Source organism: Aeromicrobium sp. REDSEA-S32_B7, from assembly GCF_001626145.1.
Lineage (GTDB): Bacteria > Actinomycetota > Actinomycetes > Propionibacteriales > Nocardioidaceae > Aeromicrobium > Aeromicrobium erythreum.
Map to the genome: position 1 here is coordinate 1 of NZ_LUNF01000171.1, position 8,716 is coordinate 8,716.

The window sequence follows — 8,716 nt, forward strand, 5'->3', positions numbered from 1 at the left end:
ATGCAGCACCTCGCCGCGCGCGTGGCCGAGCTGGTGCGCCCCGGCGACCTGCTCGTCCTCTCGGGCGACCTCGGCGCCGGCAAGACGACGTTCACCCAGGGGCTCGGCGACGCGCTGCACGTGCGCGGACCCGTCACGTCGCCGACGTTCGTGCTCGCCCGCACGCACCCGTCGCTCGTCGACGGTCCCGCCCTCGTCCACGTCGACGCCTACCGCCTCGGCAGCGCCGCCGAGGTCGACGACCTCGACCTCGACACCGCCTCCGACGAGGCCGTCACCGTCGTCGAGTGGGGCGAGGGGATGGCCGAGCAGCTCAACGACAGCTGGCTCTCGGTGAGCATCGAGGTTCGCGGTGCCCGCCCCATCGACCCCCTCGGCACCGAGCACGACGGCGACCACCCCGACGAGGCCGAGCCCCGCGTCGTGACCATCAAGCCGAACGGTCCCCGCTGGGTCGACGTGCCGCTGCGCTCCACGCTTCTCGGCTGAGGTGCTGGCCGCGGCGCTGCGTGGTGTGGGGGTCGTGACCTTGGTGGTGCGTTGCCTGCGGGGGTCTCGTCCTGCGGGTGCGCTGCCTGCGGTCGTCGTGACCTTGCTGGTGCGCTGCCTCTGCTGGCGCTGTGTCTGGTCTCCGAAAGGGCCTCGACCGGCAGCGGGCCTGGGGGCGGCTTGGGGTCTCGGGGTCTGGCTGAGCCCGCTCCCGACGCAAGATTCTTCGTTTCTGCGTTCTAGGGCCGAGGTTCTGCGTTTGCGCGTCCCGTCGGTGGATCTGCCACCTTCTGAGCGCTCTGAAGGTGGTAGATCCACCGATGGCGGGGGCGAGCGCGAAAGGATTCTTCCTTCGTGTGGAACGGTCCACACGAAGGAAGAATCGTTCGTCACCCCAACGCAAAGGGCACCCGAGGGTCTTCATTCACGCGTGCGAGGCCGAACGCCTCTGCGTTCACGACGGGATCCCGTGGCAAACGCAGAAGCCTTGGCTCGCGCGAAGCACGAACGCAGATCCTTGCGTCCCACGCGAGCCACAGCCCGAGACCCCGGACCAGCACGGTCGCCAGCTGCCCGGTCGAGGCCCTTTCGGAGACCACCCACAGCGAAGGCCGAGGCAGCGCAGCGGCAAGGTCCACACGACGGTGCACTCACGCAGCCGCAGGACGAGTCGAACGAGACCCACGCAGCGGCGAGTCCCCGCCCCGACCCCACGTGGCGCGTCGGGAGGTGAGGGTAGGCTCACTCGTGTGCTGCTGCTCGCGATCGACACGTCCGGACCCGCGGTGAGCGTCGCCGTGCACGACGGTGACCAGGTCGTCGGGTCGGCGCAGGGCGAGGGGACGATGGCGCACGGCGAGCTGCTCGCCCCGGCGGTACGCGACGCGCTCGCCGACGCCGGACGTAGCGCCGCCGACCTCACCGACGTCGCCGTCGGGGTGGGTCCCGGACCGTTCACCGGGCTGCGGGTCGGGATCGTCACCGCGCGCACCCTCGCCGCGACCCTCGGCCTCACGAGCCACGGCGTCTGCTCGCTCGACGCGCTCGCCCTCGACGCGGGCCTCGGCGCCGAGCACCTCGTCGCCATCGACGCGCGGCGCAAGGAGGTCTACTGGGCGCGCTACGTGCCCGACGCCGACGGCGTCCCGCGCCGGGTCGACGGACCGCACGTCGACAAGCCCGTCGAGCTCGCGCGGCTCCACCCCGACCTGCCCGTCGTCGGACGTGGCGCCACCCTCTACGCCGACGTGCTCGACGCCACCGACGGTCCCCTCGACCCGTCCGCCGCCGCGCTCGCCGAGGGCGTCGTGCGAGGCCACGTCGAGGTGCTGGGGCTCGAGCCGCTCTACCTGCGCCGCCCCGACGCGCAGCCCGCCGCCCCGGTGCGGTGATCCGGCCGGCGCTGCAGACCGACCTGCCCGTCCTGCTCGAGCTGGAGGGGCAGGCCTTCGCGGCCGACGCATGGTCCGAGCCGACCCTGCGCGCGGAGATCGCCCACCCCGATCGTGCCGTGCTCGTCGCCGAGAGCGACGCCACCGTGGTCGGGTACGTCGACGTCGGCGTGGTGGCCGACGTCGCCGACCTGCACCGCGTGGCCGTCGCGCCGACGCACCGCCGACGTGGCCTCGCGTCGCAGCTCGTCGAGGCCGGCCGCGACGCGGCCCGCGAGCGCGGCGCCGACCGCATGCTGCTCGAGGTGGCCGCCGACAACGACGCCGCCCTGGCGCTCTACGCGGCGCACGGGTTCGAGCACCTCGCCCGACGTCGCAGGTACTACGCCGGTGGTCGCGACGCCCTCGTCCTCCAGGTCGGGCTGACGGGGGAGCTCACGTGACCGAGCAGATCCGTTCCTGGCCGTGGGCGTGGGCCTGGCTGACGCTCTTCGCCATCGTGCTGCTGCGCGCGGGCGCCACCTACGGGATCGGTCGCCTGGTGGCCGCCGGCGTCGTGCGGCGCCGACCGCCCGGACCGCGCCTCCAGGCCGCCGTCGACCGCGTCGAGCGGTGGGGGCCGCCGGTCGTCACGGCGAGCTTCCTCACCGTCGGCGCGCAGACGGTCGTCAACGCCGGCGCGGGTCTGGCGCGCATGTCCGTGCCCCGCTACCTCGTCGGCCTCGTGCCCGGCGCCGCGCTCTGGGCGACCGTCTGGAGCACCGTCGGGGCGGGTGTCTTCCTCGCGGCGCTGCGCACCGGCACCGACCGCGGCCAGGCCGTCGCCGTCGCCGTCGCGGCCGTCGTGCTCGTGGCGGTCGTCGCAGCGGTTGCGTCGCGTCGACGCCGTGGAAGGCTGGACGCATGACTGACGGACCCCTCGAGTTTGACGACACCCAGGAGAACCGCGACGACTCGGAGGTGCTCGACCAGCTCCAGCCCGACGACACGCTCGTCGACCGCGGCGTCGACGACGTGCTCGACGAGGGCTACTCGCCGGCCGAGAAGTGGAGCCCCGGCGAGGGCTTCGGCACCACCGCGGAGGAGGCCCTGGAGGGCGAGACGCTCGACCAGCGCGTCGCCCAGGAGGAGCCCGACGTCGACCCGTACGCCGACGTCGACCCCGAGGGCAACGCCAACGAGCTGGGCGACCCCGAGATCGGCGACGACCGCTCCGGTCGTCTCGTCGCGCCCGACGAGGGTCTGGCCGAGGACACCGAGAAGGCTCTCGTGGGCGACGAGGTCGGCATCGACGGTGCGGCCGCGAGCGCCGAGGAGGCTGCCGTGCACGTCGTCGAGGACGACCCCGACGACATCAGCGCGGGCACGCCCGACGTCTGAGCGACGGCCCGTCCTCGCACTCCTGGGTGCACATCTGTGCACTATCCTGAGCCGATGCGCGACTACACGTACCCGACGGTGATCGTCACCGCCAAGACCCTCTTCAAGGTCCTCGGCATGAAGTTCCAGACGTCGGGGACGGAGCACATCCCGCGCGAGGGCGGTGCCATCCTGGCCGCCAACCACATCGGCTACGTCGACTTCGTCTTCGACGGGCTCGCCGCGCAGCCATCGGGCCGGCTCGTCCGCTTCATGGCGAAGAAGGAGGCCTTCGACCACGCCGTCGGCGGGCCGCTCATGCGCTCGTTCCACCACATCGAGGTCGACCGCGACGCGGGCCAGGCGTCCTACGACAAGGCCGTCGAGTACGCCCGCTCCGGCGAGATCGTCGGCATCTTCCCCGAGGCCACGATCAGCCGCTCGATGGAGATCAAGGAGCTCAAGACCGGTGCCGTGCGCATGGCCGCCGAGGCGGGCGTGCCGCTCATCCCCATGGTCACCTGGGGCACCCAGCTGCTGAAGACGAAGGACCACGACTCCGACATCTGGGGTCGCGGCAAGACGATCGCGCTGCACGTCGGCGAGCCGATCCCGGTGACCGGCGAGGACCCGGTCGCCGAGACCCAGCAGCTGCGCGAGGCCATGACCGCCCTGCTCGACAAGGCGATCCGCGAGTACCCGACCCCGCCCGAGGGCCAGTGGTGGGCACCGGCCCGGTACGGCGGACTCGCGCCCACGCCCGAGGAGGCCGCCCGCCTCGACGCCGAGGAGAAGGCCGCCAAGGCAGCCCGCCGTGCGGCCCGTGCAGCCGAGCGTGGGACCGACCCGCAGCCCTGAGCCGCGGGCCGCCCGCGGTGGCCGATCTGGGACACTGGGCCGGTGAGCGAACCCCTCGTCCTCGGCATCGAGTCGTCCTGCGACGAGACCGGTGTCGGCATCGTCCGCGGCACCGAGCTCCTCGCCCACGCGGTCGCCTCCAGCGTCGAGGAGCACGTGCGTTTCGGCGGTGTCGTGCCCGAGGTCGCGAGCCGGGCCCACCTCGAGGCGATGGTGCCCACGCTCGAGCAGGCGTACGCGCAGGCCGGACTCGACGTGAGCGACGTCGACGCGATCGCGGTCACCTGCGGACCAGGTCTCAGCGGTGCGCTCCTGGTCGGCGTCGCCGCGGCCAAGGCGCTCGCCGTCGCGCACGACAAGCCGCTCTACGGCCTCAACCACCTGGCCGCCCACGTGGCGGTCGACCAGCTCGAGCACGGCCGCTTCGACCGTCGCGTCGCCGCCCTGCTGGTCAGCGGCGGCCACACCGAGATCCTCCTCGTCGACGACATCGCCTCCGACATCACGATGCTGGGCACCACGATCGACGACGCCGCCGGCGAGGCCTTCGACAAGGTCGCCCGCCTGCTGGGCCTGCCGTACCCGGGCGGTCCGCACATCGACCGGGTGGCGCGCGAGGGCGACGGCACCGCGATCGCCTTCCCGCGCGGTCTCACCGCGGCCAAGGACGCCGAGCGCTACCGCTACGACTTCTCCTTCTCCGGCCTCAAGAGTGCCGTCTCGCGGCACGTGCAGCACGAGCAGCGCATGGGACGCCAGATCGACGTCGCCGACGTCGCCGCCTCCTTCCAGGACGCCGTCGTCGACGTCCTGACCCGCAAGACCGTCCAGGCCTGCCGCGACCACGACGTCGACACGCTCGTCGTCGGCGGTGGCGTGGCCGCCAACGGACGACTTCGCGAGATGGTGCTCGCCCGGGCCGAGGCGGCGGGCATCGAGGTCCGCATCCCTCGGCCCGGGCTCTGTACCGACAACGGCGCCATGGTCGCGGCGCTGGGCGCCGAGGTCGTCGCGCGCGGCGTCGCTCCGTCGTCGCTTGACCTGCCCGTCGACTCCAGCCTGCCCGTCACCCGCATCGTCGCCTGACCCGCCGCGCGCGGGACGCCACCCCCGGCCCGTCCGTCTGGCAGGCTGACCCCGTGGCAGTCATCGAGGCACGAGGGCTCGGCAAGAGCTACGGCACCCGGCGAGCGGTCGACGACCTGAGCTTCACCGTGCACCCGGGGAGCGTCACGGGCTTCCTCGGCCCGAACGGGTCGGGCAAGTCCACGACCATGCGGCTCATGCTCGGTCTCGACCGCGGCGAGGGTCGCACGACGTTCGACGGACGCACGTTCGCCGAGCTCGAGCAGCCGATGCGCCACGTCGGGGCCCTGCTGGAGGCCAAGCCCTTCCACCCGACCCGCCAGGCACGCCATCACCTGCAGATGCTCGCGGTGGCCAACCGGATCGAGCGGCGCCGCGTCGACGAGGTGCTCGAGCTCGTCGGTCTCTCGGCGCAGGCGAAGGGCCGGCCCCGCAAGTTCAGCCTCGGCATGGGCCAGCGGCTCGGCATCGCCGCCGCCCTCCTGGGCGACCCGCACACCCTGATCCTCGACGAGCCCAGCAACGGGCTCGACCCGCAGGGCATCACCTGGCTGCGCCAGCTGTTGCGCCACCTCGCGGGGGAGGGGCGCTCGGTGTTCGTCTCGAGCCACCTGCTCCAGGAGATGGCGCAGCTCGCCGACGAGGTCGTCGTCGTGGGCCGCGGGCGCCTCCTCACGAGCGGTCCCGTCAAGGACTTCGTCGAGCACGGGGGGACCGCCGAGGTGCTGCTGCGCACGCCCGACCTCGGCGTCCTCGCTCCGGCCATCGTCGCCGCGGGCGGGACCCTCACCCCCGACGACGACGGTCTGCAGCGCGTCACGGGCCTCGACGCCGCCCGGGTCGGCGACCTCGCGCACGAGCACGGCGCGCGGGTACACGAGCTGTCGGTCCGGCGCGCCACCCTCGAGGAGGCGTTCCTCAACGCCACGGGCCTCGACGAGGAGTACCGCGGGGCGATCACCGCCGACCGTCCGGCCGGCGAGGCGGGGGGTGCCCGATGACCGACGCGCTCCGCTACGAGATCACCCGACTGCGCACGATCCGGTCCACCTACTGGATCCTCGGCGTCGCCTTCGGGTTCCAGCTCCTGCTGACCGTGCTCATCGCCTGGAACCTGCCCGAGACGGGGCCGTTGTCAGGCGGCGACCAGACCTTCGCGATCCTCGTGACCGTCGGCGCCACCCTCGGCGTGGCGCCGCTGTTCATCGCCTACGTGATCGGCCTGCTCGGGGTCTTCTCCATGGGGCACGAGTACCGCCACGGCATGATCCGCGCGACGCTGACCGCGCTGCCCAGCCGTCTGCACGTCATGCTCGCCAAGGTGGTCACGACGGCCGTCCTCTCCCTCGTGGCGGCCCTGGTCTGCGTCGGCATCGCGCTGCTCAGCGCCGTGCTGTTCGGCGTCGGACTGCCGAGCGTCGGCGGGCTGCGCGACATCACCGTCGGCACCGTCCTCTACACGACCCTGTTCTCGCTCTCCGGCCTGGCGTTCGCGACCCTCACCCGCAACCAGACGGGCGCCGTCGCGCTGCTCCTGCTCGTCCCGTCGCTCGTCGAGGGCCTGGTCAAGGCGGTCGTGCTGGCCATCAAGGCGTCCTCGGGCGACCCGACGAGCCGCGGCGGCATCGTCGACATCCTCAAGTTCCTGCCGTACGACGCGGGCGGACAGATGTACACGCGCGTCTCGCTCAACGACGCGTTCCAGGTGTTCGGCTACAAGCCGTTCGGCGCGGTAGGCGGCGGCATCACGATGACGGTGTTCGTCGTCGTGCTCCTCGTGCTGGCCACCCTCGCGTTCCAGCGCCGCGACGCCTGAGCACCTGGCGGACGGAGTCCGTCGTCGTCCCTTCTGGGCGTGAGCCGCGTCACGTACACTCGCGGCATGGCACGCACCTCCGAGCCGCGCGCGAGGCACCACGGACGTGACCTCGCGATGCCACCGGGCTCGGACCCCGACGCCCTCTCGCGGCGGCTGCGGCGGGCTCACGAGGAGTTCCTGGCCTCCGGCGCCACCGACGCACCACTGCGCGACGTCGTGCGGGAGTCGTGGCAGCGCAGTCTCGCCGAAGGCCTCGACCCCGAGACCGACCTCCCGCGCATCACGCTCGACGACGACGCGCTGCGCGAGATCCGCGAGCACCACCCCCTCGCGGCCGGGCTCCCGGTCATCCGACGGCTCCTGGTCGAGTCGGCCGGGGAGGCGGGCCTGCTCGTCGCCGTGAGTGACGCCGCCGGCCAGCTGCTGTGGGTGGAGGGCGCGGCGTCGCTTCGCTCGCGGGCGGAGTCGATGCACTTCGTGCCGGGCGCCGACTGGAGCGAGACGAGCGCCGGGACGAACGCGCCCGGCACGGCCCTGGCGATCGAACGGCCCGTGCAGATCTTCGGCCCCGAGCACCTCGGGCGCCAGGTGACGCCGTGGAGCTGCTCGGCGGCGCCCATCCACGACCCCGACACCGGCGCGGTGCTCGGCGTCCTCGACGTGACCGGCGGCCCCGAGGTCGCGACGGCCCAGGGACTCGGGTTCGTGCGGGCGACCGCCGCCGCGGTCGAGGCCGAGCTGCGCATCGCACGCCTGCAGCCGGCTACCGCACCGCTGCACGTGACGAGCGGATGGTCGGCACCACGCCTCGACGTCCTCGGCGTGCACGGCGCGACGTTGCAGGTCGGTCCGCTCACCTCGCGGCTGAGTCGTCGGCACAGCGAGCTCCTCCTGCTCCTGTCGCGGGCCCCCGACGGCATGACGGCCGCGGAGCTGGGCGTGGCGCTCAGCGACGACGACCAGGCGCCGGTGACGATCCGCGCGGAGCTGTCGAGGCTGCGCGGGGTCCTCGGACCGCTCGAGCTCGCGTCGCGGCCCTACCGCCTGCGCAGCGCGGTGCGCACCGACGTCGACGAGGTCCGCGACCTGCTGCGCGACGGACGTCTGCGCAGCGCCGTCGCCGCCTACCGCGGCCCGGTGCTGCCGTCGTCGACCGCTCCCGCCGTGGAGGAGCTGCGCGACGACCTGCACCTCGAGCTGGTCTCCGCTCTCCTGGCCTGCGACGACGCCGACGCGCTGCTGTCGTTCGCGGACACGCCGCACGGTCGCGAGGACCTCGGGGTGTGGTCGCGGGCGCTCGAGATCCTCCCCGTCTCCTCCCCACGCCACGCCCAGGTCGCCGCCCACGTCGACAAGCTCGACCGCGCCTTCGGCTGACCCCGGGCACCGCGTCCCGCTGGTCGAGTAGTCGGGTCTGGCGAGGAACGAGCCTGGGCCCGACGTATCGAGACCACTCTGGGCTGGCGCTGGGGGTTGGCCCGCGCTGGGCTGTTGCCGGGTGGTCTCGATACGCAGGGACCTCGCAAGCTCGTCCCTGCTACTCGACCAGCGGTGGGTTTCGCTGGTCGAGTGCCTCCACGAGCGCCAGCGAGGGGAGGTGTATCGAGACCACACCCAGCGGTCGCTGGGGGTTGGCCTGCGCTGGGCCGTTGCGGGGTGGTCTCGATACGCGGCCACGGCGCTCCTTCGTCGCGCGTGCCGCTACTCGACCAGC

Annotated in this window: 10 protein-coding genes; all 10 read left to right on the plus strand. The window is 73.0% G+C overall.

Going from position 1 to position 8,716, the window contains the following annotated elements; genetic code table 11:
* Positions 1 to 489 (plus strand): tRNA (adenosine(37)-N6)-threonylcarbamoyltransferase complex ATPase subunit type 1 TsaE (gene tsaE, locus A6Q79_RS12060; RefSeq protein WP_286691057.1); only part of this gene is annotated, 489 nt, incomplete at its 5' end.
* Between the two features lie 749 nt (positions 490 to 1,238).
* Complete coding sequence (tsaB, locus tag A6Q79_RS12065; RefSeq protein WP_067859678.1) at positions 1,239 to 1,880, plus strand: tRNA (adenosine(37)-N6)-threonylcarbamoyltransferase complex dimerization subunit type 1 TsaB; 642 nt, start codon at positions 1,239 to 1,241, stop codon at positions 1,878 to 1,880.
* The gene (gene rimI, locus A6Q79_RS12070) at positions 1,877 to 2,323 is read left to right on the plus strand and encodes a ribosomal protein S18-alanine N-acetyltransferase (RefSeq protein ID WP_286691056.1); all 447 of its coding nucleotides are present in this window, start codon (positions 1,877 to 1,879) and stop codon (positions 2,321 to 2,323) included. Before tsaB ends, rimI begins: the two co-directional genes overlap by 4 nt.
* Positions 2,320 to 2,787: a DedA family protein gene (locus A6Q79_RS12075; protein ID WP_067859671.1), complete on the plus strand. Its 468-nt coding sequence runs from the start codon at positions 2,320 to 2,322 to the stop codon at positions 2,785 to 2,787. The genes rimI and A6Q79_RS12075 overlap by 4 nt, the downstream gene beginning before the upstream one ends.
* Positions 2,784 to 3,260 (plus strand): DUF5709 domain-containing protein, encoded by a 477-nt coding sequence (locus tag A6Q79_RS12080; protein WP_286691055.1) that lies wholly within the window; start codon positions 2,784 to 2,786, stop codon positions 3,258 to 3,260. Before A6Q79_RS12075 ends, A6Q79_RS12080 begins: the two co-directional genes overlap by 4 nt.
* Positions 3,261 to 3,314: 54 nt before the next feature.
* Entirely contained in the window at positions 3,315 to 4,097 is a 783-nt protein-coding gene (locus A6Q79_RS12085; protein ID WP_289017154.1) for a 1-acyl-sn-glycerol-3-phosphate acyltransferase, read from the plus strand.
* Between the two features lie 42 nt (positions 4,098 to 4,139).
* Complete coding sequence (gene tsaD / locus A6Q79_RS12090; RefSeq protein WP_286691053.1) at positions 4,140 to 5,183, plus strand: tRNA (adenosine(37)-N6)-threonylcarbamoyltransferase complex transferase subunit TsaD; 1,044 nt, start codon at positions 4,140 to 4,142, stop codon at positions 5,181 to 5,183.
* A 53-nt stretch (positions 5,184 to 5,236) separates the two neighbouring features.
* Positions 5,237 to 6,184, plus strand: a complete 948-nt coding sequence (locus tag A6Q79_RS12095; RefSeq protein WP_286691052.1) for an ATP-binding cassette domain-containing protein — start codon at positions 5,237 to 5,239, stop codon at positions 6,182 to 6,184.
* Entirely contained in the window at positions 6,181 to 6,999 is an 819-nt protein-coding gene (locus A6Q79_RS12100; RefSeq protein WP_067859644.1) for an ABC transporter permease, read from the plus strand. Before A6Q79_RS12095 ends, A6Q79_RS12100 begins: the two co-directional genes overlap by 4 nt.
* A gap of 66 nt (positions 7,000 to 7,065) precedes the next feature.
* Positions 7,066 to 8,379: a GAF domain-containing protein gene (locus A6Q79_RS12105; protein ID WP_202967671.1), complete on the plus strand. Its 1,314-nt coding sequence runs from the start codon at positions 7,066 to 7,068 to the stop codon at positions 8,377 to 8,379.
* Positions 8,380 to 8,716: the final 337 nt, after the last annotated feature.

What these genes read in the sequence shown, in the direction of transcription:
- A6Q79_RS12080 (WP_286691055.1), top strand. Translation starts at nt 2,784, where the DNA reads ATGACTGACGGACCCCTCGAGTTTGACGACACCCAGGAGAACCGCGAC.
- A6Q79_RS12085 (WP_289017154.1), top strand. Translation starts at nt 3,315, where the DNA reads ATGCGCGACTACACGTACCCGACGGTGATCGTCACCGCCAAGACCCTC.
- A6Q79_RS12100 (WP_067859644.1), top strand. Translation starts at nt 6,181, where the DNA reads ATGACCGACGCGCTCCGCTACGAGATCACCCGACTGCGCACGATCCGG.
- A6Q79_RS12105 (WP_202967671.1), top strand. Translation starts at nt 7,066, where the DNA reads ATGGCACGCACCTCCGAGCCGCGCGCGAGGCACCACGGACGTGACCTC.